This is a genomic window from Sphingopyxis selenitireducens, from assembly GCF_051550705.1.
In the GTDB taxonomy this organism is placed as follows: domain Bacteria; phylum Pseudomonadota; class Alphaproteobacteria; order Sphingomonadales; family Sphingomonadaceae; genus Sphingopyxis.
Genome location: NZ_JBPULG010000002.1, coordinates 663,523 through 689,919, shown reverse-complemented (window position 1 = coordinate 689,919; position 26,397 = coordinate 663,523). Strand labels below are relative to the sequence as shown.

Annotated in this window: 23 protein-coding genes and 1 pseudogene; 14 read left to right on the top strand and 10 right to left on the bottom strand. The window is 62.7% G+C overall.

From position 1 onward, the window contains the following. The first annotated feature begins 55 nt into the window (after positions 1 to 55). The 4 genes from ACSYDV_RS09100 to ACSYDV_RS09085 all read left to right on the top strand — a co-directional run bounded on the left by ACSYDV_RS09100 (position 56) and on the right by ACSYDV_RS09085 (position 4,263). Positions 56 to 1,360, top strand: a complete 1,305-nt coding sequence (locus ACSYDV_RS09100; protein WP_438323478.1) for an MFS transporter — start codon at positions 56 to 58, stop codon at positions 1,358 to 1,360. 153 nt (positions 1,361 to 1,513) lie between these two features. Further along, positions 1,514 to 2,185, top strand: a complete 672-nt coding sequence (locus ACSYDV_RS09095; RefSeq protein WP_438323477.1) for an RBBP9/YdeN family alpha/beta hydrolase — start codon at positions 1,514 to 1,516, stop codon at positions 2,183 to 2,185. Continuing rightward, entirely contained in the window at positions 2,182 to 3,102 is a 921-nt protein-coding gene (gene cysK, locus ACSYDV_RS09090) for a cysteine synthase A (RefSeq protein ID WP_438323476.1), read from the top strand. Before ACSYDV_RS09095 ends, cysK begins: the two co-directional genes overlap by 4 nt. A 9-nt stretch (positions 3,103 to 3,111) precedes the next feature. Continuing rightward, positions 3,112 to 4,263, top strand: coding sequence for a cell wall hydrolase (locus tag ACSYDV_RS09085; RefSeq protein ID WP_438323475.1), 1,152 nt, complete (start codon positions 3,112 to 3,114; stop codon positions 4,261 to 4,263). Positions 4,264 to 4,309: 46 nt separating this feature from the next. Here ACSYDV_RS09085 and ACSYDV_RS09080 read toward each other — a convergent pair whose 3' ends face one another. The 6 genes from ACSYDV_RS09080 to ACSYDV_RS09055 form a co-directional block, all read right to left on the bottom strand. After that, a complete protein-coding gene (locus ACSYDV_RS09080) occupies positions 4,310 to 4,606 on the bottom strand; it encodes a hypothetical protein (protein WP_438323474.1) in 297 nt (98 codons plus the stop codon). Between the two features lie 455 nt (positions 4,607 to 5,061). Further along, the gene (locus ACSYDV_RS09075; RefSeq protein ID WP_438323473.1) at positions 5,062 to 6,201 is read right to left on the bottom strand and encodes a zinc-binding dehydrogenase; all 1,140 of its coding nucleotides are present in this window, start codon (positions 6,199 to 6,201) and stop codon (positions 5,062 to 5,064) included. 74 nt (positions 6,202 to 6,275) lie between these two features. After that, on the bottom strand, positions 6,276 to 7,019 hold the full coding sequence (locus ACSYDV_RS09070; RefSeq protein ID WP_438323472.1) for a 3'(2'),5'-bisphosphate nucleotidase CysQ: 744 nt from the start codon (positions 7,017 to 7,019) through the stop codon (positions 6,276 to 6,278). 1 nt (position 7,020) lies between these two features. Next, positions 7,021 to 8,922 (bottom strand): sulfate adenylyltransferase subunit CysN, encoded by a 1,902-nt coding sequence (gene cysN, locus ACSYDV_RS09065; RefSeq protein ID WP_438323471.1) that lies wholly within the window; start codon positions 8,920 to 8,922, stop codon positions 7,021 to 7,023. Then, positions 8,922 to 9,884: a sulfate adenylyltransferase subunit CysD gene (gene cysD / locus ACSYDV_RS09060; RefSeq protein ID WP_438323657.1), complete on the bottom strand. Its 963-nt coding sequence runs from the start codon at positions 9,882 to 9,884 to the stop codon at positions 8,922 to 8,924. The genes cysN and cysD overlap by 1 nt, the downstream gene beginning before the upstream one ends. Before the next feature lie 26 nt (positions 9,885 to 9,910). Next, complete coding sequence (locus ACSYDV_RS09055) at positions 9,911 to 10,813, bottom strand: LysR family transcriptional regulator (protein ID WP_438323469.1); 903 nt, start codon at positions 10,811 to 10,813, stop codon at positions 9,911 to 9,913. 100 nt (positions 10,814 to 10,913) lie between these two features. On the opposite strand from ACSYDV_RS09055, the gene ACSYDV_RS09050 reads away from it, so the two are divergent. Genes ACSYDV_RS09050 through ACSYDV_RS09035 form a run of 4 tightly spaced genes read left to right on the top strand, consistent with a single transcriptional unit; the run spans position 10,914 to position 13,099 of the window. Beyond that, on the top strand, positions 10,914 to 12,083 hold the full coding sequence (locus tag ACSYDV_RS09050; protein ID WP_438323468.1) for an isovaleryl-CoA dehydrogenase: 1,170 nt from the start codon (positions 10,914 to 10,916) through the stop codon (positions 12,081 to 12,083). Next, the gene (locus tag ACSYDV_RS09045; RefSeq protein ID WP_438323467.1) at positions 12,080 to 12,448 is read left to right on the top strand and encodes a hypothetical protein; all 369 of its coding nucleotides are present in this window, start codon (positions 12,080 to 12,082) and stop codon (positions 12,446 to 12,448) included. The genes ACSYDV_RS09050 and ACSYDV_RS09045 overlap by 4 nt, the downstream gene beginning before the upstream one ends. A gap of 13 nt (positions 12,449 to 12,461) precedes the next feature. After that, positions 12,462 to 12,815 carry a hypothetical protein gene (locus tag ACSYDV_RS09040; protein WP_438323466.1) on the top strand — a complete coding sequence of 118 codons (354 nt, stop codon included), beginning with the start codon at positions 12,462 to 12,464 and terminating at the stop codon, positions 12,813 to 12,815. Further along, a complete protein-coding gene (locus ACSYDV_RS09035; protein ID WP_438323465.1) occupies positions 12,812 to 13,099 on the top strand; it encodes a hypothetical protein in 288 nt (95 codons plus the stop codon). Before ACSYDV_RS09040 ends, ACSYDV_RS09035 begins: the two co-directional genes overlap by 4 nt. 21 nt (positions 13,100 to 13,120) lie before the next feature. Here ACSYDV_RS09035 and ACSYDV_RS09030 read toward each other — a convergent pair whose 3' ends face one another. Beyond that, entirely contained in the window at positions 13,121 to 15,208 is a 2,088-nt protein-coding gene (locus tag ACSYDV_RS09030; protein ID WP_438323464.1) for a M13 family metallopeptidase, read from the bottom strand. Positions 15,209 to 15,411: 203 nt separating this feature from the next. On the opposite strand from ACSYDV_RS09030, the gene ACSYDV_RS09025 reads away from it, so the two are divergent. From ACSYDV_RS09025 to ACSYDV_RS09000, 6 genes and pseudogenes are all read left to right on the top strand, one after another. Continuing rightward, a complete protein-coding gene (locus ACSYDV_RS09025; RefSeq protein ID WP_438323462.1) occupies positions 15,412 to 17,016 on the top strand; it encodes an AbgT family transporter in 1,605 nt (534 codons plus the stop codon). After that, positions 17,016 to 18,614, top strand: a complete 1,599-nt coding sequence (locus tag ACSYDV_RS09020; protein ID WP_438323461.1) for a carboxyl transferase domain-containing protein — start codon at positions 17,016 to 17,018, stop codon at positions 18,612 to 18,614. The genes ACSYDV_RS09025 and ACSYDV_RS09020 overlap by 1 nt, the downstream gene beginning before the upstream one ends. A 5-nt stretch (positions 18,615 to 18,619) precedes the next feature. Then, a complete protein-coding gene (locus tag ACSYDV_RS09015; RefSeq protein WP_438323460.1) occupies positions 18,620 to 19,069 on the top strand; it encodes a hypothetical protein in 450 nt (149 codons plus the stop codon). 12 nt (positions 19,070 to 19,081) lie between these two features. After that, on the top strand, positions 19,082 to 20,923 hold the full coding sequence (locus ACSYDV_RS09010; RefSeq protein WP_438323459.1) for an acetyl/propionyl/methylcrotonyl-CoA carboxylase subunit alpha: 1,842 nt from the start codon (positions 19,082 to 19,084) through the stop codon (positions 20,921 to 20,923). A 177-nt stretch (positions 20,924 to 21,100) separates the two neighbouring features. Next, positions 21,101 to 21,562: pseudogene (locus ACSYDV_RS09005) on the top strand (MaoC family dehydratase); the annotation flags it as partial. Next, the gene (locus tag ACSYDV_RS09000; protein WP_438323458.1) at positions 21,562 to 22,413 is read left to right on the top strand and encodes an HpcH/HpaI aldolase/citrate lyase family protein; all 852 of its coding nucleotides are present in this window, start codon (positions 21,562 to 21,564) and stop codon (positions 22,411 to 22,413) included. The pseudogene ACSYDV_RS09005 and the gene ACSYDV_RS09000, both read left to right, overlap by 1 nt. 96 nt (positions 22,414 to 22,509) lie before the next feature. Here the strand turns inward: ACSYDV_RS09000 and ACSYDV_RS08995 are convergent, their stop codons facing one another. From ACSYDV_RS08995 to ACSYDV_RS08985, 3 genes are read right to left on the bottom strand one after another with little or no spacing between them, the layout of a single operon-like run. Beyond that, on the bottom strand, positions 22,510 to 24,021 hold the full coding sequence (locus ACSYDV_RS08995) for a phospholipase D-like domain-containing protein (RefSeq protein ID WP_438323457.1): 1,512 nt from the start codon (positions 24,019 to 24,021) through the stop codon (positions 22,510 to 22,512). 45 nt (positions 24,022 to 24,066) lie between these two features. Then, the gene (locus ACSYDV_RS08990; RefSeq protein WP_438323456.1) at positions 24,067 to 25,869 is read right to left on the bottom strand and encodes an acyl-CoA dehydrogenase C-terminal domain-containing protein; all 1,803 of its coding nucleotides are present in this window, start codon (positions 25,867 to 25,869) and stop codon (positions 24,067 to 24,069) included. A gap of 52 nt (positions 25,870 to 25,921) precedes the next feature. After that, entirely contained in the window at positions 25,922 to 26,353 is a 432-nt protein-coding gene (locus tag ACSYDV_RS08985; RefSeq protein WP_088471169.1) for a MerR family transcriptional regulator, read from the bottom strand. Between the last annotated feature and the right edge of the window lie 44 nt (positions 26,354 to 26,397).

The following is a 26,397-nucleotide window of genomic DNA, read 5'->3' as shown; positions in this document are numbered from 1 at the left end:
ACGGCGGTCGCGCCGCCTCTGGACAGGGCCGAAAAGCCGTATAGGGCAAGGCGCAATGGCGACGATCCCTCCTCCCGCCGAGCCCGCGACATCTGCGGCCTCCGCCAAGCCCCCCTCCCCGCTCAGCTTTGTCGACTATCGCTATTTCTGGCTCGCGCGGTTCACTGCGGTGATGGCGACGATGGCGATGGTCGTGGTCATCGGATATCAGCTCTATGACACGGCGCGCAGCGACTATGGCATGTCGATCCGCGAGGCATCATTTCAGCTCGGCCTGCTCGGCCTGTTCCAGTTCGTTCCGCTCGCCATCCTGACCCCCGTTGCAGGCTGGGTCGCCGACCGGTTCGAGCGTCGCAGCGTTGCGATATTCTCCAACAGCATCGACATCGTCATTGCAGCGATGCTGGGGTGGTTCACCTGGATCGACGGGTTGACGCTGCCGTTGCTGTTCGGGCTCGCTGCGCTGCACGGTGTCGCTCGCGTGTTTTCGGGACCGGCGATGAGTGCGATCGCGCCCAATATCGTGCCGCCGGCCGTCTTGCCGCGTGCGATCGCGATGAGCAGCATCGCATGGCAATCGGCGTCGGTCATCGGCCCTGCCGCCGGCGGGCTGATCTATGCCGTCCATCCGACTTCGGTCTATATCTTCTCTGCGGCGATGCTCGCCATTTCGGCGCTGACGATCAGCCGGGTGCGCCCGGTGCAACCGCCGCCCGCCGAAGTGCGTCGCCACCCACTGCGCGAGATGCTCGACGGGCTCCAGTTCACCTGGCGGGAACGCTTCCTGCTCGGCACGATCACACTCGATCTTTTTGCGGTAATCCTGTCCGGCGCGACTGCGATGCTGCCCGTCTACGCCCGCGACATTTTGCAGACCGGCCCTGAAGGCCTGGGCTTCCTGCGCGCGGCCCCCGCGCTCGGCGCCGCAGTCGTAGCGCTGGGCCTTGCCTTTCGCCCGATCGAGCGCAACGTCGGGGTGAAGATGCTGTGGGCGGTCGCGGTGTTCGGGGCCGTTACGGTCGGCTTCGGGCTTTCCACCAACTTTGCGCTGTCGCTGGGGCTCCTCGCGATCATGGGGGCGGCCGACATGTTCTCGGTCTTCGTGCGGGGAACGCTGATCCAGCTCAACACCCCCGACCATATGCGCGGACGGGTCAGCGCGGTGTCGGGGCTTGCCATTTCGGCATCGAACGAGCTTGGCGAGATGCGTGCGGGTTCGATGGCCGCGGCGATGGGACCTGTCGGCGCGGTCGTATTCGGCGGCGCTGCGGCGATCGGAGTCACCGCGCTATGGGCATGGTTGTTCCCCGAACTACGGCGTGCAAAGACCTTCGAACCCCAGTTCAAGCAGACCGGCTGACGGATTGTCGCGGCGAGCCGACCCCGCCAGATCAACTCGTCGCAAAGCCTCGTCCATTCGCCACATAGTTATTGTCAATTAATTTAGTTGAATTATGCAGGTGGCACCCGTCACCACGGCTCCCCCCTTCCCTCTCACGATGGAGCGACCGCCATGCATGATGCCACCATACGCCATAAAATTCTGACAATCCCTGGCCTGAACAACAGCGGCCCGGCCCATTGGCAAAGCCTGTGGGAGCATAAATTCTTCGCCTGCGAGCGAGTCGAACTCGGCCATTGGGACGAACCCGACAAGGAAGAATGGGTCCGCCAGATTTCCGCAGCCATCGATGCCGAGGACGAACCAGTACTGATCGCGGCGCATAGCCTTGGCTGCCACGCTTTTGCGCACTGGTTTTCCGCTGCGGGCGGTTTCGCCCGATCGCGCATCGCCGGCGCCCTGCTTGTCGCACCGCCCGACTTGTCACAGCTTCGGCACGTCCCCCGGGTCGCCAGCTTTGCAGACGTGCCATCCTTCACGTCGCGTACGCCGACGATTGTCGTCGCCAGCGACAATGACAGCTATGCCAAGACGGCGCATGTCTGGCGCCTGTCGCGGCAGTGGGACGCGCGTTTCGTCAACGCCGGCCCCTTCGGTCATATCAATGCCGACTCGGGCATAGGCGACTGGCCTTATGGACAGTATCTGCTGGCATCGTTACAACCTGTCCCCACACCCGCCCTGGCGGACGAAGCGCAGTGGCTCCGCACCGGAGACTGGCCCAATCGCTTTGCCCGGCGGGACTCCCGGTTCGAATATAAAGAAAGCGCGCACAGATCATGAAAGCCAATTCGATCCTCGAAACCATCGGGAATACACCGCATATTCGCGTCGCCCGATTGTTCCCCGACGCTGAAGTCTGGGTGAAATCGGAGCGCAGCAATCCCGGTGGTTCGATCAAGGATCGCATCGGTCTGGCCATGATCGAGGCTGCCGAGGAAGACGGCAGCCTCCAGCCCGGCGGGACCATCGTCGAGCCGACGTCGGGGAACACCGGCATCGGCCTGGCGATGGCCGCCGCGGTCAAGGGATATAAGCTGGTCCTCGTCATGCCCGAAAGCATGTCGGTCGAGCGTCGCCGTCTGATGCTCGCCTATGGCGCGACCTTTGACCTGACGCCGCGCGAAAAGGGCATGAAGGGCGCAATCGAACGCGCGATCGAGCTAGTCGAGACGACCGCTGGCGCATGGATGCCGCAGCAGTTCGAAAATGAGGCCAATGTCGAGGTTCATTTCCGCACGACCGGCCCCGAAATTCTTGCCGATTTCAAGGACGCCCCGATCGACGCGCTGATCACTGGCGTCGGCACCGGCGGCCATATCACCGGCACGGCGCAGTTTCTCAAAGCACATTGGCCCAATCTGAAAATATTCGCAGTCGAACCGCTGGCATCGCCGGTGATTTCTGGCGGCCAACCCGCACCGCACCCGATTCAGGGCATTGGAGCGGGCTTCATTCCCCGCAACCTGCACACCGACCTGCTCGACGGGGTGATCAAGGTCGATGCCGCCGATGCCAAGGATTTCGCGCGCCGCGCCGCGACCGAAGAAGGCATGCTGGTCGGGATTTCTTCGGGCGCCACGCTCGCCGCGATCGCGCAGAAACTCGCCGAGCTGCCGCCGGGCAGCCGCGTGCTCGGTTTCAATTACGACACCGGTGAACGCTATCTGTCGGTTCCCGATTTCCTGCCGGAGATCTGAGGCACGGTGATGCGCCCCAGCGGGGATCAGGCAGCGTTGCCCTTGCGGCGCGACTGGACCGGCTGGGCGTTTGCCCTGCTGGCGCTGGCGGTCGTTGTGGCGGTACTCTACGCCAGCCAGCCGACGGGCGCCGATGCTTTTCGTGCCCGGCCCCATCCGATCGCGCCGCCCGCCGATGTGGTTCCGGAAGTGCTTCCCATGGAACTGGCGCCGGTCGCCGAAGATGATGCACGCGCCGCCAATGCGCGCATTCCGCTGGTGTTGAAGGGCTTTGTCGGGGCGCGGCCCTTTTCCTATGCAGGGAATGGCGACAGCCGCGCCCGGGCGCGCGATTGCCTGACCGCCGCGATGATTTACGAGGCCGGCGACGACACGCGCGGGCAATTGTCGGTCGGTCAGGTCGTCATCAACCGCGCGCGGCATCCCGCCTTTCCCAAGTCGATCTGCGGTGTCGTGTTCCAGGGTTCTGAACGCACGACCGGATGCCAGTTCACCTTCACTTGCGACGGTGCGCTGAACCGCCGTTATTCAGACGCGGCATGGACGCGTGCGCAGATGAACGCCGACCAGATGCTGGCCGGCAAGACCGATCCCACCGTCGGGCTCGCCACCCATTATCACACCGACTGGGTCCGCCCTTATTGGAGCGACACGCTGGAGAAGATCGCGATCGTCGATACGCATCTCTTTTTTCGCTGGCCCGGATATTGGGGCACGCCCGGTGCGTTTCGCGGCGCTGTGTCGGGTAGTGACGGGGCGGTTGCCAAGATGGCCGCACTGTCGCCATTGCACGCGGGCGCGCTAGGGCTGCCGACCGAGCTTGCGGGCGTCGATGCCAACGCCGCAGTCGGAGAAGCGCGTGTTGTCGTCGGTGCGGGCGAAGCCGCGGGGCGCGACACCATCTATACCCAGCTCGACCGTAAAGCGGCGCCCGAAAGTTTCGTGACGACGGCGCTGCGGCTGTGCGGAGACAAACCCTTTTGCAAGTTCATGGGGTGGACCAACCCGGTGCTGAAGCCCGAGAGCGACGCGATGAACGACACGCAGCGCGCGGCGATGAGCTTTTCCTACCTGCGCGACGACAAGGCCGGGTTTGAAAAGGCGCTGTGGAATTGCAGTGAGTATAAGCGCGACGATGAGCGGCAGTGCATGAAGCGGTAAGAAGTGGAGTGTGCGCAGGTTTCGGCTTTGGAGTGGTGAGTCGACGCTACGAGATCCGCAACATGTTCGAGATTCTGACCGCATAAAGAGTGACTAAAAGTTGGACGAACAGCGCCACATGCTTTTCATAGCCGCCGAACAAATGCCAACCAGCGGAATAGATGGCCCACAATCCGCACATCGCCACAAGAAGTGCAACGCAGATAACTTTTTGACGCGAATTTGCCGGAGCGATTTCTGACATGCCCTCGCGTTTTATCCGTCGAGATGAAATTGTAACCGCCACAGAAACGATTGCGGCAGCGATGCCCCATTCGACGAAATTAGAGCCTGGATCGGTCATCTCTTTGGTGAATACTATATCGGCTAGTATTTACAATCCGTCGCTAGTTACCATTTCCACTTCGTCATCCCGGGTTTGATCCGGGATCCCACTTTTGAGACATTGACCAGCACCGGACTTCAAGCGGGACCCCGGATCAAGTCCGGGGTGACGATGATGGAAGGCCGCAGCTTTGGGCGGGAAAGCTGCCCTTTAAACTTCGTCATGCTGAACTTGTTTCAGCATCCATGATCCGGTCTCTCGTCCAGCGCCGCGCCGAAGGAACCGGCAGGCCGTGGACCCTGAAACAAGTTCAGGGTGACGAAATAAGAAAGGGCGGCTTTCGGTCGTTAGCCGCCGTTTCCCCTTCGTGTCCCGGCGTTGATCCGGCATCCACAGGCCGCCGACGTTGTGGTCCCCGGAGCAAGCCCGGGTGACGCGCATCGCCTGATGCCCGAAAGCGAAGCTGGCGCTTGTTAGCCGTGCGGTTTGATCAGATATTTCTCACCGGTCCGCTTCGCATTATAGGCCTGCGCGACGTCGAGCGACAGCGCGTCGGTAAGCGAGATTTCGTGGCTGTAGTGGCTTTTGAACGTCGTTGTCAGTTCGTCGATCACGCGCTTGCGGAGCCGCATATTGGTTTCCATCCCGGCCTTTTGCAGGAAGGGCGTGAGCAGGAAGCCCGACAGCGACCAGGTCAGGCCGAAGCTGCGCGCCGAAAAAATCGTCGGCGACAGATCGAGCGCGCCATAGATATAAACTTGCTTGAATGTGTCCGACCCATAGCGACTGTAAGTCGTCATGCGCTTGACCGCCGCAGCTTCCATCGCGGTCAGTACCTGCCCCGCCAACTTGCCGCCGCCGGTCGCGTCGAAGCCGATCGTTGCTCCGGTTTCGGCGATCGCGTCGATCAGCCGCTCCATGAAGTCGTCGGCGCTGCTGTTGACGATATATTTCGCACCGAGGCCTTTCAGGATTTCGACCTGCGCGTCGCTCCGCACGATATTGACGAGCGGGATACCGTCCTTGACGCAGATTTTGACGAGCATCTGGCCGAGGTTCGACGCGGCGGCGGTGTGGACGATCGCGCTATGGCCTTCATTCTTCATCGTTTCGGTGAAGGCGAGACTGGTGAGCGGATTGACGAAGCAGGAGGCGCCGTCCTTCGGATCGGTGCCGTCGGGCAGGACCATGCACATTTGCGCGGGCAGGCAGCGGTATTCGGCATAGATTTCGCCGCCGATCAGCGCGACGGTCTTGCCGAGCAGCGCCTGCGCTTCGGGCGACGATCCCGCCGCAACGACGAGGCCGCAGCCTTCGTTACCGATCGCCAGCGCGTCGCCGACGCGCCCGGCCATCGCGCGCATCGCCGGCGCGGGAATGGCGGCGGTGATCACGGGCAGGCCATCGCGGGTCGATGCGCGCGCGGTCGTCATGTCGGCGGCGCCAAACAGCAGGCCGAGGTCGGACGGGTTGATCGGGGTTGCAAGGATCTTGACCAGAACCTCGTGCGGCTGGGGCGTCGGCATCGGACGGCGTTCGAGCGATACTTCCAGCTCGCCCTCGGGCTTGGCGAGGGTCAGCATGGTCAGGTTTGTGTCAGGCAGGTCGGTCATCGCGGTTCTCCCGTTTTCGGTTGCTCGATGCAACGGGTTACGGCGGGCGGGCGCGGCTTGCAATGGCTCGCCGCTCAGGCGGGCGAAAATTCCGCTGCGAGCCGGAGCACTTCATCCGCGAGCTCTTTCCGGCAGATCAGCAGGTCGGGCAGATAGGGGTTGGCGTTGTTGTAGCGGATCGGCGATCCGTCGACGCGGCTGACGTGCAGACCTGCCGCCTGCGCAACCGCGGCGGGCGCGCAATTGTCCCATTCATACTGGCCGCCGGTATGGAGGTAGATATCGGCCTCGCCGCGCACAACCGCCATCGCCTTGGCGCCCGCCGAGCCCATGGCAAGCAATTCGGCACCCATGCGTTCGGCGACATGGATGGCCTCGGCGGCGGGGCGGGTCCGGCTGACCAGCATTTTCAGCGGCGTGTTTGCCGGTGCGAGCGGCGTTGGCGCGCCCGAAGTCAAGGTGATGCCGAGGCCCGGCAGCGCCACCGCGCCGACGCTGGCGACGCCATCGACCGCAAGCGCAACATGCACCGCCCAGTCGCTGCGTCCCTCGCCATATTCGCGGGTGCCGTCGAGCGGATCGACGATCCAGACGCGGCTGTGCGCGAGGCGCGCCGCGCTGTCCCTTTCCTCTTCGGACAGCACGCCATCGTCGGGACGCGCAGTGCGCAATTCGCGGCACAGCATCGCATTGGCGGCCTCATCCCCCGCCTGCCCCAATGCCTTGCCTTCGAGGTCTCCCCTTGTCTGCAGGTCGAGCAATATCCGCCCCGCCGCCGTAGCGAGCCGTTCGGCGAGTTGCTCGTCGCTTTCGGCCATGTCAGCCGAGCAGCCGGTCGATGATCAGGTTGGCAGCCTGATCGGGGGTCATTGCGGTCGTATCGATGCGAATTTCGGGGCTCTCGGGCGCTTCATAGGGGCTGTCGATGCCGGTGAAATTCTTGAGCTGTCCGGCGCGTGCCTTTTTGTAGAGGCCTTTGACGTCGCGTTTCTCCGCCTCCGCCAGCGGCGTGTCGATGAAGACTTCGATAAATTCACCTTCGGGCAGCATTGCGCGCACCATGTCACGCTCGGCGCGGAATGGCGAGATGAAGGCGGTGATCACGATCAGCCCCGCGTCGCTCATCAGCTTCGCGACCTCACCGACGCGGCGGATGTTCTCGATCCGGTCGGCCTCTGTAAAGCCCAGGTCGCGGTTGAGGCCGTGGCGGACATTGTCGCCGTCGAGCAGGAAGCTGTGGCGGTTCATCCGGTGCAGCTTCTTTTCGACGAGGTTCGCGATCGTCGACTTGCCTGAGCCCGAGAGGCCGGTGAACCAGAGCAAGGCGGGCTTCTGGTTCTTGAGGTCGGCGCGCATGTCGCGGCTGATGTCGGTTGCCTGCCAATGGACATTTTGCGCGCGGCGCAAGCTGAAGTGCAGCATCCCCGCGGCGACGGTCGCGTTGGTCAGCTTGTCGATCAGGATGAAACCACCGAGCGTCCGATTGTCGCCATAGGCCTCGAACACGATCGGCTTGTCGGTCGAGAGTTCGACGACGCCGATGCCGTTGAGTTCGAGCGTCTTCGCCGCCAGATGGTCGAGCGTGTTGACGTTAATCTCATACTTCGGGGGCTGGATCGTCGCCGAGACGCTTTGCGTCGCGAGTTTGAGCCAATAGGCGCGGCCCGCGATCATCGCTTCGTCGGCCATCCAGACGAGCGTTGCCTCGAACTGGTCGGCGGCCTCGGGCGGCGTGTCGGCGATGGCGATCACGTCACCGCGCGAGCAATCGACCTCGTCGGCGAGGGTCAGCGTGATCGACTGGCCCGCGACGGCTTCGTCGAGGTCGCCGTCCAGCGTCACGATGCGGCTGACCGTTGTGGTCTTGCCGCTGGGCAGGATGCGGACGGCATCGGCGGGTTTGACCGTGCCGCTGGCGATCTGGCCCGAGAAACCCCGGAAATCGAGATTGGGACGGTTGACCCATTGGACCGGCAGGCGAAAGGGTTTCGCTTCGTCATCGCTGACCGCGACGTCGACATTTTCGAGATGCTCGATCAGCGCAGGGCCCTTGAACCAGGGCGTGTTGTCCGACAGCGCGGTGATATTGTCGCCCTTGAACCCCGATATCGGGATCGGGGTAAAGTTCGTAATGCCGATTTCGGTCGCGAAGGCGCGGTACGACAGCACGATGCGTTCGAAAACCGCCTTGTCATAGCCGACGAGGTCCATCTTGTTCACCGCCAGCACGATATGCTTGATGCCGATCAGCTGTGCGAGGAAGCTGTGGCGGCGCGTCTGGGTGAGTACGCCCTTCCGCGCGTCGATCAGGATGACGGCGAGGTCGGCGGTCGAAGCACCGGTGACCATGTTGCGCGTATATTGTTCGTGGCCCGGGGTGTCGGCGACGATGAACTTGCGCTTCTCGGTCGTGAAAAAGCGATAGGCGACGTCGATCGTGATCCCCTGCTCGCGCTCGGCGGCGAGGCCGTCGACGAGGAGCGCGAAGTCGATCTCTCCGCCCTGCGTGCCGACGCGCTTGCTGTCGGCCTCGAGCGCGGTGAGCTGATCCTCGAAGATCATCTTGCTGTCGTAAAGCAGCCGCCCGATCAGCGTCGATTTGCCGTCGTCGACCGAACCGCAGGTAATGAAACGGAGCAGCGATTTCTGTTGATGCTGCGCGAGATAGGCGTCGATATCCTCGGCGATGAGCGCGTCGGTGACGTAAATCGGATCGGTCATCAGAAGTAACCCTCCTGCTTCTTCTTCTCCATCGAACCGTCACCCGCATCCTTGTCGATCGCGCGGCCCTGCCGCTCGCTGGTAGTGGTGAGCAGCATTTCCTGGATCACTTCAGATAGGGTCGTTGCTTCGCTCTCGACCGCGCCGGTCAGCGGATAGCAGCCGAGGGTGCGGAAGCGGATCGAGCGTTCGACCGGGGTTTCACCGGGCAGCAGCGGGAAGCGGTCGTCGTCGACCATCAGGAGCAAGCCGTCGCGTTCGACCGTCGGGCGCGGGGCGGCGAAATAGAGAGGAACGATCGGGATATTCTCGCGCGCGATATACTGCCAGATGTCGAGCTCGGTCCAGTTGCTGATCGGAAAGACGCGGATGCTTTCGCCCTTCGCTTTACGGGCGTTGTAGAGGTTCCACAATTCGGGCCGTTGGCGTTTCGGGTCCCAACCGTGCGATGCGGTGCGGAAGGAGAAGATGCGCTCTTTCGCGCGGCTCTTTTCCTCGTCGCGGCGTGCGCCACCAAAGGCGACGTCGAAGCCATATTTGTCGAGCGCCTGCTTCAGACCCTCGGTCTTCCACATATCGGTGTGGAGCGGGCCATGGTCGAACGGGTTGATCCCGCGCTCTTTCGCCTCGGGATTCTGATAGACGAGCAATTCCATCCCGCTTTCGGCCGCCATACGGTCGCGCAGTTCGTACATCGCCTGAAATTTCCAAGTCGTGTCGACGTGGAGCAGCGGGAACGGCGGCGGGGAGGGATAGAAAGCCTTGCGGGCAAGATGCAGCATAACGGCGCTATCCTTGCCGACGCTGTACAGCATCACCGGATTGGCCGCGTCAGCCATCACTTCGCGCATGATATGAATGCTCTCGGCCTCCAGCCGGTCGAGATGGGTCAGCGTATCGATCATGTTCCCGCCCTTGCCGTGCGTCGCGGCGCCGAGCAAACTGTATGGCCTTTTGCCCATGCAAGCCAGACTTGCAGGGATCATGATCACGCCGCAATATCGACTTTGGTTTCGCGCCAGTCGGCGGCGATGCTTTTGATCGTTTCGAGCGCGTGGGCGAGCCGGGGCTCGACCTCGGGAAGCGCGGCCCAGGCCGGATCGACGACCAGCCCCAGTTCGCGGCGAAAATCATAGCCGGTGACCTTCAGCGGAACGATGCCGTCGATCGCCAGCGAAACGGGCGCGGTCGTGATGCCTATCCCTGCCGCGACCATCGCGAGGCAGCGGTCGTCGCTGTCGCTGCGCAGCGCAAAGCGCGGGCGCACGCCGTGGCGGGTGAAGAAGCGGCTCGTCGCGTCGAGATATTCGCATGAGCGGCGCGCGATCATCGTTTCGGCGGCCAGTTCTTCGGGCGCGACCTCGATCCGGCCTGCGAGCGGATGGTCGGCGGCGACGAACATCGTCAGCGGCTCCTCATAAAGCGACAGGATATGGCCGCCGCCCTCCCCCGCCCGCAGCGGGACCAGGCCGATGTTGATGCGCCCACTGCCGATCGCGGCGCGCAGTTCGGAGTCGCCATTTTCGACGAGTTCGATCGTGAAACCCGGCCGTAGCGCCGCGACGATCGCATGGAGCAGTTCGCCCGACACCGATCGGATGATACCGAGTTTGAGTTCGCTGGCGCGATTATCTGCATCTCGGCCGAAGCCATCGGCGGCGCGAAAGCCCCGTTCGAGATCGCGCGCGATCGGCAGGAAGCGCCCGCCCGCCTCGGTCAGCCTTATCTGGCGGCGGTTGCGGATGAACAGGGGCGTGCCGACCAGCTTTTCGAGTTCGGCAATACCGGTGGACAGCGCGGGCTGGGTGACGCGGATGCGAAGTGCGGCCTGTGTAAAACTGCCCGCATCGACGACGGCGAGAAACTGACGGATGTGTGCACGCTTAATCATAAATTTTGCTTATGCTAAATCTGCAATCGTTTCAATTTCCATATGATGAACTTTTGAGGCAGTATCCCGCCCTGTCCTGCCCTCGATCGATAGGTTTTCCATGCGCGCCACCCCCGATTTCGATTTCGCCCTCGGTGAAACCGCCGATATGATCCGCGACACCACCGCCCGCTTCGCCGACGAACAGATTGCACCGCTCGCCGCGAGGGCCGATGCCGACGACTGGTTCCCGCGCGACGAATTGTGGACGCAGATGGGCGATCTTGGCCTGCACGGCATTACCGTCGAGGAAGAGTTCGGCGGCCTTGGCCTCGGCTATCTTGAGCATGTCATCGCGGTCGAGGAAGTCAGCCGCGCGAGCGGCGCCATCGGCCTGTCATATGGCGCGCATTCGAACCTGTGCGTCAACCAGATCCGCCGCTGGGGCAATGCCGAGCAGAAAGCGAAATATCTGCCCAAGCTGATCAGCGGCGAGCATGTCGGCAGCCTCGCTATGTCCGAAGCGGGTGCGGGCAGCGACGTCGTGTCGATGAAGCTGAAGGCCGAGAAGACGAGCAATGGCTATGTCCTCAACGGCACGAAATTCTGGATCACCAACGCAACCTGCGCCGATACACTGGTCGTTTATGCGAAGACGAGCCCCGAAGCGGGCTCGCGCGGGATCACGGCCTTCCTGATCGAAAAGGATATGCCGGGGTTCAGCATCGGGCAGAAGATCGACAAGGTCGGGATGCGCGGTTCGCCGACCGCCGAACTGGTCTTCACCGATTGTGAAGTGTCCGCGGAACAGGTCATGGGCCCTGAAAATGGCGGCGTCGGCGTGCTGATGTCGGGGCTTGATTATGAACGCGTCGTGCTCGCGGGGCTTCAGCTCGGGATCATGCAGGCGTGCCTCGACACGGTCATTCCTTACGTTCGCGACCGCAAGCAGTTCGGCAAGCCGATCGGGTCGTTCCAGCTGATGCAGGCGAAGGTCGCCGACATGTATGTCGCCCTCCAGTCGGCACGCTCCTATGTCTACAACGTCGCCAAGGCGTGCGACGCGGGCCAGACGACGCGTTTCGACGCCGCAGGCTGCATCCTGCTGGCCAGCGAGAGCGCGGTGAAGGTCGCGGGCGAAGCGATCCAGGCGCTGGGCGGAGCGGGCTATACCAAGGATTGGCCGGTCGAGCGTTACTGGCGCGATGCAAAGCTGCTCGACATTGGCGCAGGCACCAACGAAATCCGCCGCATGCTCATCGGCCGCGAACTGATCGGCTCCGGCGCTTGAAATCCCTGCGCATCCTGGCGATTGTCGGTGCGCTGTTGCTGATGGGCGGCGAAGCCTATCGTTCGTGGGGTGCCGGTCGTCCGGTCGCCTTCTGGATGGACGATATGCTGGCGGGGGCGATGATGATCGCCGCCGCCATCGCGGTTCGCCGTCCGACCCGTGTGACGCGGAGTTTCTTTTCCGCATCATGGGGCATCGCTGTCGGGATGCTTTACGGAAGCTTTTTCGGGAAGCTGTTCGATCCCGCGAGCGCCAATCCCGGAAATTTTTCGCTCGGGATTTTGACCGCATTAATCGGGTTGGCCTTTGCGGTTTCGATTGCCGGTCTTGTTGCCAGCATCGTCCTGCCGGACGCAGACAGATGATCGGCGACGCGACATGACTTGGCTTTACCTGTCTGCGGCATTCATGGTGACAACGGCCGCCGTTCACGGATTTCTGGGCGAAAAGCGACTGATCCGGCCACTGATGATGGTCGATCAGGGCATTATGGGCGTCGATCTGGCGCGCCGGGTTTTTCGTTTTGCCTGGTATGCGATGTCGGTGTTGATGCTGGTATCGGCAGCGGTCGTCGTGTGGCCGGGGAGCCCGAGCGGGCTGATCCTGCTGACCGGGATCGCATGGACCGGGGTCGGATTGTTCGACGCCATCTACACGCGCGGGCGCCATATCGGCTGGCCGGTTCTGACCGCGTCGGGCATATTCGCGATATTTGGTGCCATCGCATCATGAGCGACGGTCTGCTCGATCTGTTCCAATATTATGGGGCGGGTGCCGGGACGCTCGCGGCGCTGATCGTGTCCCTGAACCTCGGCCGGCGTCCGACAGGCTGGGCGTTCGTCATCTTTGTCACGAGCAGCATGGCGTTGATCGCGTGGGGCTTTCTGCAAAGCGACAGCGAAGGCATCGGCTGGCAGAATATCGCGCTGCTCGCGATCAACTGCGTCGGCGTCTATCGCTATCTGATCCTGAAAGAAAAGCCGGGCGATCAGACCGGCAAGGACGGGGCGAAGTAATTGCCCCGCCCCGCCGTTTCATCATCCCCAGACGCGCACGCGCTTGTCGGGCGCGAGGTAGAGCTTGTCGCCTTCCTTGACGTCGAACGCCTTGTACCATGCATCGAGGTTGCGGACGGTGAGCGCGCGGTAGTTGCCCGGCGCATGCCCGTCGGTCGCGACGCGCTGGCGCAGCGCCTCGTCGCGCATCTTGGTCGCCCAAGTTTGCGCATAGGCGATGAAGAAGCGCTGGTCGCCGGTGAAGCCGTTGATAACCGGCGCTTCCTTGCCCTTCAGCGACGCGCGATAGGCGTCGTAGGAGGCCTGCAGCCCCGCGACGTCGGCGATATTCTCACCCAGCGTCAGCTTGCCGTTAACCGCGAGATCGGGGAACGGCTTATAGCTGTCGTATTGCGCGGCAAGCGCAGCGCCCGCTTCGTCGAACTTCTTCAGATCGGCGGCCGTCCACCAGTTACGCAGCGCGCCGGTGGAATCGAACGCAGCGCCATTATTGTCGAAGCTGTGGCTGATCTCGTGACCGATGACGGCACCGATCGCGCCGAAATTATAGGCGGGATCGGCCTTGGCGTTGAAGAAGGGCACCTGCAGGATCGCGGCGGGGAAGTTCAGCGCGTTCTGGACCGGCAGGTTCACGGCGTTGACCGTTTGCGGGACCATCCACCATTCCTTTTTGTCCATCGGCTTGCCGATCTTGGCGAGCTGATGAGCATATTCGGCCTTCTCGCCCGCAACGGCGTTGGCGTAGGCGTTGGCGGCGCTGACCGTGTAGCTGCCATAGTCGCGCCATGTGTCGGGATAGCCGACGCCGACCGAAATCGTCTCGACCTTCTTGATCGCTTCCTTCTTGGTTTCCGGCGCCATCCAGTCGATCGTCTCGACGCGCTTGGCAAAGGCGGCCTTGATGCCAGTGACCATGTCGCCGACCTCGGCCTTCGCCGAAGCCGGGAAATATTTGTCGGCGTAAACGCGGCCGACCGAGTCGCCCAGATAGAGATTCAGCGCGTCGAGCGCGCGCTTGTCGCGGCTGCGTTGCTGCGGTGTGCCCGAAAGCGTCGTGCCGTAAAAAGCGAAATGCGCGTTGTCGAGCGCGGTCGGCAGCACGTCGGTGTGGGTGTTGATCTGGTGGAACGCCAGCCAGTCCTTCCACGCATCGATCGGCTGCGACGCCACCAGCGCCGACAGGCCGGTGATCGCGCCGGCATGATAGGCACCGAACTTCGCGGCGTCGTCGAGCTTCGCAGCGCTGAAAAAGGTATTCCAGTCCATTCCGGGCGCCTTCTTCGCGAAATCGTCCTTTGCCCAGACGCCCGCCGACTGGGCGAAATCCTCGCTCTGTTCGCGCGACGCGTGCGACTTGGCGATCTGAACCTCGAGATCATAGATGCGCTTCGCCCTGGTCTCCGCGTCGGCGATACCCGCGGCGGTCAGCAGCTTGGCGATATAGGTCTGGTACGCAGTGCGGATGCTCGCCATTTTGGGATCGGCCGACAGATAATATTCGCGCTCGGGCAGGCCGAGGCCGCCCTGAAGCATATAGGGGACCACTTCGCCGGGCGTCGCCAGACCCTGGGTAACGAAGATGCCGAACAGATTTTCGGTGTTGTAGTCGGTGGCATTCAGCGGATCGACGTCGGCGCGAACCTGCTCGCCGAGGATTTTGGACAGCGCGGCCTTGTCGGTGATCGCCTCGAAACGCGCGAGATCGGCCGCGACGGGCTTCAGGCCCGCGGCGTCGATCGCCTTGGTATCGGTATAGGCCTTGTAGAAGGCCGCGATGCGCCCCTCATCCGTGTCCGGTTTGGCGTCGCCCTTGACGATCGCATCGACCAGTTCGCGGGTGCGCTTCTCGGTTTCGAGGAAGGCGGTGTAGAAGGCGCCGGTCGACGAGCGGTCGGCAGGAATTTCGGTCGTCTTCTGCCAGTTGCCGTTCGCATAGGCGTAAAAGTCGTCGCCGGGCTTCACGGCGGTATCCATCGCCGCCTTGCTGATGCCGAGTTCGGTGCCGACGGTGTAACTTGCCGAGCTTTCTTCCTTGCCGCTGGTGCAGGCGACAGGCCCCGCGACGATCGCGGCAGTGGACAGCAATATGGCGTAAACGGGATTTTTCATGGATCAAAGGCCTCGCTGACTTCGGGATGGCGAATGAATAGGCCCCTGCCAATCTGGTTTCAATGCCAACCAGTTTCTTCGTCGGGCGGCGCTTTCCCTTCGACCAACGACCGGCTAATTCCACGCATGAACAGAAGGAATTTCATCATGCGTGCCCGTTTTTGTGCCTCCAGAACCCGTCCGATATCCCGGGAGGATCGCGCGTGAGCGGCACTCCCCCCCGGCCCGATCGCCAGCGCGGTTTCCTGGGTTTCGTCGAGCGTGCGGGCAATTTGCTGCCCGACCCGACGATCATTTTCATCTATCTGATCATTGTACTGATGCTCGTCTCGGCGCTCGGCGAGGCGCTGGGCTGGTCGGCGTCGCTGTCCTATCCCGGGGAAAAGGCGCCTGAGCATGCCGAGCTTGCCAATGGCGTGCTGACCTATCGCGCGTCGAGCCTGTTCTCCGAAGAAAATATCGCGCGGTTGTTTACCGAAATGCCGCGGACGTTCGCCAGCTTCGCGCCGCTCGGTCTGGTGCTGACGATCATGATGGGCGCCGCCGTGGCCGAGCGGTCGGGGCTGTTCTCGGCGCTGATCCGCGGTTCGCTCCGCAACGCGCGCAAGTCGCTGTTGACCCCGATCGTCGCGGTTATCGGCATGGTGTCGCACCATGCATCGGACGCGGCCTATGTCGTCTTCATCCCGCTTGCCGCGATCACCTTCGCGATCGCCGGGCGGCATCCGCTTGCGGGACTTGCCGCCGCCTTTGCCGCGGTGTCGGGCGGCTATGCCGGCAATGTGATGCCGGGACAGATCGACGTGCTGTTGTTCAGCTTTACGCAGGAGGCGGCGCGGATCGTCGAGCCGGGCTGGACGATGAACCCGCTGGGCAACTGGTATTTCATCCTCGGGATCGTGGTGCTGTTCACCCCGATCATCTGGTTCGTCACCGACCGCATCGTCGAGCCGCGACTGGGCCAGTGGAACGGTGTCGTCGACGCCGAGTTGCGCGCCGATCTCGACAAGGCCGAATTGACGGCCGACGAGCGCAGAGGAATGCGCCGTGCCGGGCTTGTCGCGCTGCTGATCGTCGCGGCCTTCGCTGCGCTGGCGCTGTGGCCGGGCTATACGCCCTTCATCAATGAAGCAGCCGAGGGAACGGCGCGATTGCAGCCGCTTTACGCGTCGTTGATCGCGGGCTTTTTCCTGCTTTTCCTGCTCACCGGCACTGCATTTGGCCGCGCGGCGGGGACGATCAAGTCGGCCGCCGACGTGATGGACATGATGCAGCACGGGGTGCGGACGATGGCGCCCTATCTGGTCTTCGTCTTCTTTGCCGCGCATTTCGTCGCGATGTTCAACTGGTCGCGGATCGGCCCGATCATTGCGATCAACGGCGCCGAGGCGCTCGCCGAAATGGCGCTGCCGCCCGCGATGCTGCTGGTCAGCGTCCTGTTGCTCTCTTCCTTCCTCGACCTGTTCATCGGGTCGGCCTCGGCGAAGTGGAGCGCATTGTCGCCTGTCGTGGTGCCGATGTTCATGCTGCTGGGCATCAGCCCCGAAATGACCACCGCCGCCTATCGCATGGGCGACAGCTACACCAATATCATGACCCCGCTGATGAGCTATTTCCCGCTGATCCTGGCGTTCAGCCAGCGGTGGGACCGCTCGATGGGGGTTGGATCGCTGCTCGCGCTCATGCTGCCCTATGCGCTGTGTTTCATGGCGATGGGGATCGCGATGACGGTCGCGTGGGTCGGTTTCGACCTGCCGCTCGGTCCCGGCGCCCAAGTTCACTATACCATCCCTGTGGAGACAAAATAATGTCCGCTCCGGTCCTGCCGACCCAATATAATCCCGAAGATCCGGCGTCGCATGTGCGCGTTGCGCATAATGGCGCGCTGAAAGACGCGCTGTGGGCGAAGGTCGCCGAAGCCGCGCTCGGCGGCAATGAGAAGTCGCGCGAGCGGCATACCAGCCGGGGCAAGCTGCTGCCGCGTGAGCGCGTCGAGCGGTTGCTCGATCCGGGATCGCCCTTTCTGGAAATCGGCCAGCTTGCCGCGAACGATCTGTATGGCGGCGAAGTGCCCGGCGCGGGACTGATTTGCGGCATCGGGCAGGTGTCGGGGCGGCAGTGCATGATCGTGTGCAACGATGCGACGGTGAAGGGCGGCACCTATTATCCGATGACCGTGAAGAAGCATCTTCGCGCGCAGGAGATTGCGTTGGAGAACCGCCTGCCCTGCATCTACCTCGTCGACAGCGGCGGCGCGAACCTGCCGCATCAGGATCAGGTCTTTCCGGACCGCGACCATTTTGGGCGGATCTTCTTCAATCAGGCGAATATGTCGGCGCGGCGCATCCCGCAAATCGCGTGCGTGATGGGCAGCTGCACCGCCGGCGGCGCCTATGTCCCCGCCATGTCCGACGAAACCGTCATCGTCCGCAATCAGGGCACGATCTTCCTTGCCGGTCCGCCGCTGGTAAAGGCCGCGACGGGTGAGGAAATCAGCGCCGAGGATCTGGGCGGGGGCGATCTCCACGCCAGGAAGTCGGGCGTCGTCGATCATCTGGCCGAAAATGACGAGCATGCGCTGACCATCGTGCGCGATATCGTCAGCCATCTGGGCGCCGACACCGGGTTCGAGGTCGCGCTGAAAGACCCGCGCCCGCCCAAATATGCTGGCGAGGAACTCTATGGCGTCATTCCCGATGACGTCCGCGCACCCTATGACGTCCACGAAGTGATTGCGCGCATCGTCGACGGCAGCGAGTTTCACGAGTTCAAGGCCAATTACGGCAGCACGCTCGTCTGCGGTTTCGCGCATATCTGGGGCATCCCGGTCGCGATCCTTGCGAACAATGGTGTGTTGTTCAGCGAGAGCGCGGTCAAGGGCGCGCACTTCATCGAGCTGGCGCAGCAGCGCCGCATCCCCCTGCTATTCCTTCAGAATATCTCGGGCTTCATGGTCGGCGGGAAATATGAGGCCGAGGGCATCGCCAAGCATGGCGCCAAGCTGGTCACCGCGGTCGCAACCGCGACGGTGCCGAAGATCACGGTGCTGATCGGCGGCAGCTTTGGCGCGGGCAATTATGGCATGTGCGGGCGCGCCTATAGCCCACGTTTCCTGTTCACCTGGCCCAATGCGCGGATCAGCGTGATGGGCGGCGAGCAGGCGGCATCGGTGCTGGCCACCGTCCACCGCGATGCCGACAAATGGTCGCCGGAGGAAGCCGAAGCCTTCAAGGCGCCGATCCGCCAGAAATATGAGGATGAAGGCAATCCCTATCACGCCACCGCGCGGCTGTGGGATGACGGCATCATCGACCCCGCGCAGACCCGTGATGTGCTGGGCCTCGCCTTTTCCGCAACGCTGAACGCCCCGATCGAAGATCGCGGCTTCGGCGTGTTCCGGATGTGATCGCCATGTCTCGTTTCCGGAAATCACTCCTCCCCGCCCTGCTGCTTGGATATTTGGGCGTAACGCCGCTGGCCGCTCACGCGGCTCCGGCCCCTGCGTTCACACCGGCCACGCTGACCATCGTCACCACCGACGGGAACAGCCGTGTGACGGATGTACGCAGCGCCCGGCAACTCAAGAAAGCGATCCAGCCGTGCCTCGGCAAGGTTCAGTGCGAAGAGATCAGCGTCGAGACCTGCGATCGATGCGTCATGACGGCCGAAGCCGTCCTTGGCGGATATCTCGTCCAGTCGCGATCAGGTCCGCCCGGACCGCTCTATGACATCATAGACGACCGGCCCGGGCGGCAGAACACCGCGACATTCAGCTTGAAAGATCTGACCACCATTTTTGTCGATTATCTGACCGAACGAAAAACCATTCCGCTGGCCTGGCGCGACACCGGACAGATTTGAAAGGCGCATTCCATGATCAACTCTCTCCTTATCGCCAATCGCGGCGAAATCGCCTGCCGTATCATCCGCACTGCGCGCGAGATGGGCATTCGCACCATTGCCGTCTATTCGGACGCAGATGCCAAGGCGCTGCATGTCCAGCAAGCCGACGAAGCGGTGCACATTGGCCCGTCGCCGGCGCGCGAATCCTATCTGATCGGTGACAAGATCATCGCCGCCGCCAAGGCGACGGGCGCCGAGGCGATCCATCCGGGTTACGGCTTCCTCTCCGAAAATGCCGAGTTCGCGCAGGCGGTGATCGATGCCGGGCTGGTGTGGGTCGGCCCCAAGCCTTCCTCGATCACAGCAATGGGGCTGAAGGACGCCGCAAAGAAGCTGATGGCCGACGCGGGCGTTCCCGTCACCCCCGGCTATATGGGCGAAAATCAGGAGCCCGCTTTCCTCGCCGAACGGGCGGGCGAAATCGGCTATCCAGTGCTGATCAAGGCGGTCGCCGGCGGCGGCGGCAAGGGGATGCGCAAGGTCGATGCCGCAGCCGATTTCATCGACGCGCTCGCTTCGTGCCAGCGCGAAGCGGCGGCGTCGTTCGGCAACGACCATGTTCTGATCGAGAAATATATCCTGACCCCGCGCCATATCGAGGTGCAGGTGTTCGGCGACACCCATGGCAATGTCGTCCACCTGTTCGAACGCGACTGCTCGCTGCAGCGCCGCCACCAGAAGGTGATCGAGGAAGCCCCTGCCCCCGGCATGGATGAGGCGACCCGCGCAGAACTGTGCGCCGCCGCGGTGCGCGCTGCGCAGGCGGTCGACTATGTCGGCGCCGGGACGATCGAATTCATCGCCGACGCATCGGACGGCCTGCGCGCCGACCGCATCTGGTTCATGGAAATGAACACGCGGCTGCAGGTCGAGCATCCGGTGACCGAGGAAATCACCGGGGTCGATCTGGTCGAATGGCAGCTTCGCGTCGCATCGGGCGAACCGATCCCGGTGACGCAGGATGAACTGCGCATCGACGGCTGGGCGATGGAAGCGCGGCTTTATGCCGAGGATCCCGCCAAGGGCTTTCTGCCGAGCATCGGCACGCTCGACCTGTTCCAGCTATCCGAAGCCGACGGCGGGCGGATCGACACCGGCGTCTATGAAGGCGGCGCGGTTTCGCCCTTTTACGATCCGATGATCGCCAAGCTGATCGCCTATGGCGAGGATCGCGAAGAGGCGCGACTGACACTGTCCGAAATGCTGGAAGATAGCGCGGTGTGGCCGGTGAAAACCAATTCTGCCTTCCTGATAAATGCGCTGGATCATCCCGATTTCGTCGCGGGAACCGTCGACACCGGCCTGATCGGTCGCGACGGCGACGCGATGACCGCCGAACCGATGCCATCGGCGCAAGCACTGACCAATGCTGCGATGGCGCTGGTTCCCCGATCGTTGCAGGCGGGCTTCCGCCTTAACGCCCCCGATGTGCGCTCGGCCCCCTTCCTGCTCGACGGCAAGCGGATCGACGTCGATCTGCACGGCCCCGGTGCGGAGGAGTTGGCTCCGGCGATGCTTGTCGCCGAAAAGGGTGCCGTGTGGCAATTGGCGCCGTGGCGCGCCGAAGGCGGCGGTAGCGGTGCAGCCGGTGACGGCGCGATCCTGTCGCCCATGCCGGGCAAGATCATCGCGGTCGAAGTCGCCGCGGGCGACACCGTGACCAAGGGGCAGAAGCTGCTGACCCTCGAGGCGATGAAGATGGAGCATAGCCTGACCGCGCCGTTCGACGGGGTTGTGGCGGAACTCAACGCGGTAACGGGCGCACAGGTGCAGGTCGAAGCCCTGCTGGTGCGGATAGAGGCGGCGGAATAAGCATCCTTCTCCCGCTGGGAGAGAAGGATATGGAGCCTTGCCGCGAAGCGGTCAGGCGGAGCTGGATGAGGGTGTCAGGATTGCGTTCGCGCGATGCGGCTGCCCCCCTCACCCAGCTACAGCTAGGCAACAAGTTGCCAAGCTTGCGCAACCCTCTCCCGACGGGAGAGGGCAGAAGGGAAGAATATGGCTGGCAAATTTTTCGACGAGTGGGCGATTGGCGACACGCTGGAGCATGATATCCGGCGCACGGTGACCGAGACCGACAATCTGCTGTTCACGGTGATGACGCATAATACGCAGCCGCTGCACCTCGATGCCGAAGCGGCGAAAGCGTCAGAATTCGGACAGATTCTGGTCAATGGCACCTTCACCTTCAGCCTGATGGTCGGGCTGTCGGTCGGCGACACGACGCTGGGGACGCTGGTCGCCAATCTGGGCTATGACAAGCTGGTGATGCCCAAGCCGGTGTTCATCGGGGACACGCTTCATGCCGAAACCGAGGTCGTCGGCCTCAAAGAATCGAAATCGCGGCCGAATGCGGGTATCGTGACCTTCCTTCACCGCTGCATCAACCAGCGCGGCGAGATCGTCTGCCAGTGCGAACGCTCCGCGCTGCTCAAAAAGAAAGCATGCTGATGCGCCTGCGCTCACTCCTTTTCGTTCCCGGCGACCGGCCCGAACGCTTTGCCAAGGCAGCCGCATCGGGCGCCGATGCGATTATCCTGGACCTGGAAGATTCGGTGTCGCCCGCAAACAAGGATGCGGCGCGCCACGCGGTCGCTGAATATCTGGCGGGGACGCGCGAAGTCGTGACGCTGGTACGGGTCAATCCGCTCGACGGGCATATGACCGCTGCCGATGTCGCCGCCATCATCGGCGCGCGGCCCGACGCGATCATGCTGCCCAAGGCCGAGGGCGAGGCGAGCATCGCACAGCTCGACCTCATCCTGCGCAGCGAAGGCGCCGCCGACGCGTCGCTGCCTGCCATTCTGCCGATCGCGACCGAAACGCCGTCGGCGATATTCACCCTCGGCAGCTATCGCGAGGCGAAGGATCGCCTGCTGGGGCTGACGTGGGGCGCCGAAGATTTGCCCGCGGCGATCGGTGCCGCGACGAGCCGTAATCCCGATGGCAGCTATACGTCGCCCTATGAAGTCGCCCGGTCGCTGACGCTGTTTGCGGCGCACGGTGCAGGGGTAGCTGCGATCGACACCGTATTTCCGGCGATCAAGGATGAGGCCGGGCTGGCGGCTTATGCCGCGCGCGCGCGCCGCGACGGCTTCACCGGGATGATGGCGATCCACCCTTCGCAGGTCGAACCGATCAACGCCGCCTTTACGCCCGCCGCCGAAGAGGTCGCGCGGGCGCAGGCGATCGTCGACGCCTTTGCCGCCAACCCCGGCGTCGGGGTGTTGCAGGTCGACGGCAAGATGGTCGATGCGCCGCATCTGAAACAGGCGCAGCATTTGCTGTCGCTGGCGGATTAAGCCCCTTTTTCCGTTCGTTTTGAGCGAAGTCCAGACACCCGTCGTCATGGCGTTTGCCTGAGGGGCATCTCGACTTCGCTCGATGCGAACGGAATTTTAGGCGCGTTTGCGCCTGAACGGCCTGTGATGACGCATCCAATCGCGACCGCGATGCCAGCTTTTCTTCAGGCCGCGCTCGGCAAAACCCTCGAACATCGCATCCGGGCTCGTCGGGTCGAGCAGTTCATTGTCGGCAATATATTCGTCGAGCGGTCCCGGGCTGACGAGATCGAGCAGTTCGAGCGAGCGCCCGTCACCGCGTAGCGTTTCGATCGCTTCGATCAGCGAGCCGGCGCGGGCAAATTCGCGTGCGATATCTTCGGGCGTTACGTTCAAATGCTCGGCAAGCAGGGATTCGCGGAGGCGCGTGATCGTCGGTTCGATCCCGCGATTGGCTGGCAGTCCTGCGTCGATCGTCACGTCGCATTCGCTGTCGAGACCCATCGATCGGTTGTTCATGTTCGATGACCCGATACGGATCATGCGATCGTCGACGATCGCGGTCTTGGCGTGGACATAGATGGCCTCGCCGCCCTTCGTGCGCGGAAAATAGACGCGCAGCCGGTCGCCGTGGCGGGCTTTAGCGATTTCGCGCACAAGTTGCACCCGCGCCGCATCCATCGCCATTTGTTCCAGCCAGCCATCGGCGGTCTGGGGCATCACCATGACGAACTCGGGCGGATCATCTTCGTTCAGCCGTTCGGCGATGGCTGCAGCGATCTTGCCGCAGGTGAAATATTGATTCTCGAAATAGATGAACCGCTTCGCCGCCGCGATCATATCGAGATAGAGCTGCTCTATCTCGCGGATTTCGCCGCTGTCCTGATATTTCGCGCGCGTGCGTGAAATCGCAACATCGACGCCACGAAAATCGGGCTCCAGATCGTCGGGCCAATTCTCGCCATCGCCTTTCAGGTCGCGCAGCGGCTTTTTCGTGGCGCGCTTCCAGCGTTCGTTGCCCAGATCTGCCAGCGCGTTGCCGACCGGCCCCGCAAGGATCATCGTCGAATCATGCCAGGGCATATAGGAACCGCCACCCGGCAGCGTGCGGCGCGGGTCATCGTCCCGGTGATCGCTGGTATCCCAGCGTGCCAATCCAACGTCGATGCCGCCGCACACCGCCAGATGATCGTCGAATACCGCGACCTTTTGATGATGACTGCACCCCAAAGGATGCGCGCTGTCGAGACGAAAGCTGATCGCGCGTGTCAGTTTCCAGCGGAGGATCATCGCGAGAATGCGCGGCACCGCGAAATGTTTGAGCCCGCCGAAATTCCAGCGGAGAATATCGATATCGCGTCCCGGTTCACGATGCGCCAATCGCAGCAGAAACTCGCCGAGCGGTTCGCCTTCGCCCTTATTATCCGGCCTCAACGCGATACGCGGATCGAAATCCCAGCCGATGAGCAGGATGCGTTCTTTCGCCCCCTCCATCAAACGTTCGAGCAGCGCGTAATAATCGGCAGCATCGACGATCATCCGCGCTTTGTCGGCACGCGTGATTCGCCAGCAATTGCGCCCTTCGATGACGATTGGAGTCAATTTTCCCGGGCCTGTGTTGTCGCTCATCGCCGCCGACACGCTTGCCGGCGGCGATGGTTGCACGAAAATCTGTCAGGCAGCGTAGAACTGATCCGGCGACAGCGCCATCATCGTTTCGCTGCCGGCTTCAATCTTGCGGCGCAGCGAACCAGCGTCGGGCATGAAGCGCTCGGCGAAATGGCGAGCGGTGATCAGCTTTGCTTCGAGGAATGCCTTGTCTCCGCGGCCCTCGTCGAGCGCCTTTTGCGCGGCCTCGATCATCCGCAGCCACATGAGGCCCAGCGCGACGATGCCCATGATATGCATATAATGATGGGCACCAGCGCCGACGTTATTGGGGTTCGCCATGCCATTTTGCATGAACCACATCGTCGCCGCCTTGAGTTCACCATTGGCTTTTTCGAGGCTGGCGGCGAAATCGGCAAAGCCCGGCTTGTCCTTGGCCGCAGCGCATTCTTCGTCGATGATCGCAAACAGCGTCTGCACCGCGCGGCCGCCATTTTGGGCGAGCTTGCGGCCGACCAGATCCATTGCCTGAACGCCGTTCGCGCCTTCGTAAATCATGGTGATGCGGGCATCGCGAACATATTGGCTCATGCCCTGTTCTTCGATGTAGCCGTGGCCGCCGAACACCTGCTGGGCGTTGGTCGCGACGTCATAGCCCTTGTCGGTGCCATACCCCTTGATCACCGGAGTGAGCAGGCTGACCAGATCGTCGGCGCGCTGACGTTCCTCCTCCGTCTCCGCGACATGAGCCAGATCGACCTGCAAGGCGCCCCAGACGCACAGAGCGCGCAGCCCCTCAACCGTCGCCTTGCCGTCCATGAGCATGCGGCGCACGTCGGGGTGAACGAACAGCGGGTCGGCCTTTTCCTGCGGATCCTGCGGACCGGTGAGCGCGCGGCCCTGACGGCGATCCTTCGCATAGGCGACCGCGTTCTGGAACGCGATATCGGCCTGCGCCAGCCCCTGAATACCGACTCCCAAGCGCGCGGCGTTCATCATGATGAACATGGCGGCGAGCCCTTTATTCTCGTCGCCGACCAGCCAGCCCTTTGCCCCGTCATAATTCATGACGCAGGTCGAATTGGCGTGAATGCCCATTTTATGCTCGATCGAACCGCATGACAGCGTGTTGCGGTCCCCCAGCGATCCATCTTCATTGACGAGGAATTTGGGGACGATGAACAGCGAAATGCCCTTGACGCTGTCGGGGGCATCGGGGGTTTTCGCGAGGACGAGGTGGATGATATTGTCGGCAAGGTCATGCTCGCCCGACGAAATGAAGATTTTGGTGCCAGTGACAGCATAGCTGCCGTCGCCATTCGGAACGGCGCGGGTGCGAATGAGGCCGAGGTCGGTGCCGCAATGCGGTTCGGTCAGGTTCATCGTGCCGGTCCATTCGCCCGACACCATCTTGGGCACATAGATCGCCTTCAGCTCGTCAGAGGCCTTCACGAGGATGGCAGCGGTCGCGCCGTGCGACAGGCCCGGATACATGGCGAAGGCCTGGTTGGCGGCGTTGCGATATTCCTCGACCGGGAATCCGATGACGTGCGGCAGGCCCTGCCCGCCAAATTCTTCCGGCGCGGTCAGCAGGCCCCATCCGGCCTCGCAATAGGCCTTATAGGCCTCCTTGAATCCCTTGGGCGTCGTTACCGAACCATCGTCGTGGCGGGTGCAGCCTTCGAGATCGCCCGACTGGTTGATCGGGAAGAGAACTTCTTCGCAGAATTTTCCGGCTTCGGTCAGCACCGCCTCGATCATGTCGGGGGTCGCGTTGGCAAAACCGGGAAGATTGGCGTAGCGCTCAATCCCCAGCACTTCGTTAAGTTGGAACAGCGTGTCTTGAACCGGAGCGCGATAAGCGGGCATGAGTCATCTTTCTGGAAAGCGAAGGTTGGCAGTTGTGCTCGCCTGGGGAGGCTCAGCCGGCCTTGTGACCAGCGTCGACTTTCTTCACCATGTCGATGAAGCGTGACAGCTCATCTACAGCGCTGTCAATATCGTCGCGCTGGCGGCGCAGCAAGCCAATACGTTGCTGGCATTTTTCGACCGTCACCTGACGCTGCAGCTTGCGGCCGTCGCCAACGTCGTAAAGGTCGATCATCTCGCGAATGTCCGCGAGGCTGAATCCCGTCCGCTTTGCGCGCAAGATCCACGCAAGCCGGGCACGGTCGCGTTTCGAATAGATGCGCGACAATCCCTTGCGCGACGGGCTGATCAGCCCTTCATCTTCATAAAAACGCAGCGCACGTGCCGTCACGCCGAACTCGGACGACAGGTCGGTGATGCTGAAATGCTCGCGGCCCAGATGATCGGGCGTGTCAATATGGGCGTGGCCGTAGTCGTCCGTCATGCCGGAAAGATTAGTTTCCGTTGACGTGAACGTCAAGGGTAACG